This is a genomic window from Streptomyces lushanensis, assembly GCF_001700515.1.
Taxonomy (GTDB): domain Bacteria; phylum Actinomycetota; class Actinomycetes; order Streptomycetales; family Streptomycetaceae; genus Streptomyces; species Streptomyces lushanensis.
Genome location: NZ_MAUD01000143.1, coordinates 1 through 1261 on the forward strand (window position 1 = coordinate 1; position 1261 = coordinate 1261).

Sequence of the window (1261 nt, forward strand, 5' to 3'; positions counted from 1 at the left end):
GCCCCGGATGCCCTTGACCCCCTCGGGGACGTACGACCGTACGCGCTCCAGCTGGACGGCCGAGATCAGCGGGCCCATCTGGGTCCTCTCGTCGGACGGGTCACCGACGACGACCGCCTCGACGGCCGGTGCGAGGAGTTCCAGGAACCGGTCGTGGACCTCGCGCTGGACGAGGATGCGCGTGCGGGCGCAGCAGTCCTGGCCCGCGTTGTCGAGGAACGCCATCGGGGCGGTGGCGGCGGCCTGTTCGAGATCGGAGTCGGCGAAGACGACATTGGGGCTCTTGCCGCCGAGTTCGAGCGTCACCCGCTTCACCTGGGCGGCGCACTTGGCCATGATCTGCCTGCCGACACGGGTGGAGCCGGTGAAGACGATCTTGGCGACCCCGGGGTGCTCGACCAGCGCGTTGCCCGTCACATCGCCGGCCCCGGGCAGGACCTGGAAGAGATGCTCGGGAAGCCCTGCCTCCAGGGCGAGTTCGGCCAGCCGCAGCGCGGTCAGCGGTGTGGTCTCGGCGGGCTTGAGGAGTACGGCGTTGCCCGCGGCGAGGGCGGGGGCCGTGCCCCAGGCGGCGATCGGCATGGGGAAGTTCCACGGGGCGATCACCGCGACGACACCGAGCGGCTCCAGCAGCGTGATGTCGAGTCCTCCGGCCACGGGGATCTGCCGGCCGCTCAGCCGCTCCACCCCTCCCGCGCAGTAGTCGAGGAGATCGCGGACATTGCCGGCTTCCCAGCGGGCGTTTCCGAGGGTGTGGCCCGCCTCGCCGACCTCCGTCCGGGCCAGCTCGTCGGTGTGCTCGTCGACGACGGCGGCGAAGCGCCGCAGCAGCCGCGCGCGCTCGGCGGGAGCCAGGGCCGCCCACCGGAGCTGGGCCGCCGCGGCTTTCCGTACGGCCGTGTCGACCTGGGCCGCGGTGGTCGCCGGGACCGTGGCGATGGTCTCCCCGGTGGCCGGGTTGAGGACAAGATGTCCGGCGGCGTGATGTGCGTGCACGTCGTTCCTCACAGACGTTCGAAGGAGCGGCGAAGCTCCCAGTCGGTCACCGCGGCGTCGAAGGCCTTCACCTCGACACGGGCCATATTGCTGTAGTGCGCCACGACGTCGTCGCCGAAGGCCGCGTGCGCGAGAGTGCTGTTCTCCCAGAGCCCGGCCGCCTCGCGCAGAGTGGTCGGGACCTGGTCGTAGCCGGCGGTGTAGGCGTTGCCCTCGCACGCCTCGGGCAGTTCCAGCGCGTTCTCGATGCCGTGCAGCCCGGCGG

The 1261-nt window shown here is 71.8% G+C and carries 1 protein-coding gene and 1 pseudogene; both read right to left on the reverse strand.

Annotated features, from left to right (window positions below; genetic code table 11):
- Nucleotides 1-996 (reverse strand): aldehyde dehydrogenase family protein (locus BFF77_RS13380; RefSeq protein WP_066948307.1); only part of this gene is annotated, 996 nt, incomplete at its 3' end.
- Between the two features lie 8 nt (nucleotides 997-1004).
- Nucleotides 1005-1261: pseudogene (locus tag BFF77_RS13385) on the reverse strand (glutamine synthetase); the annotation flags it as partial.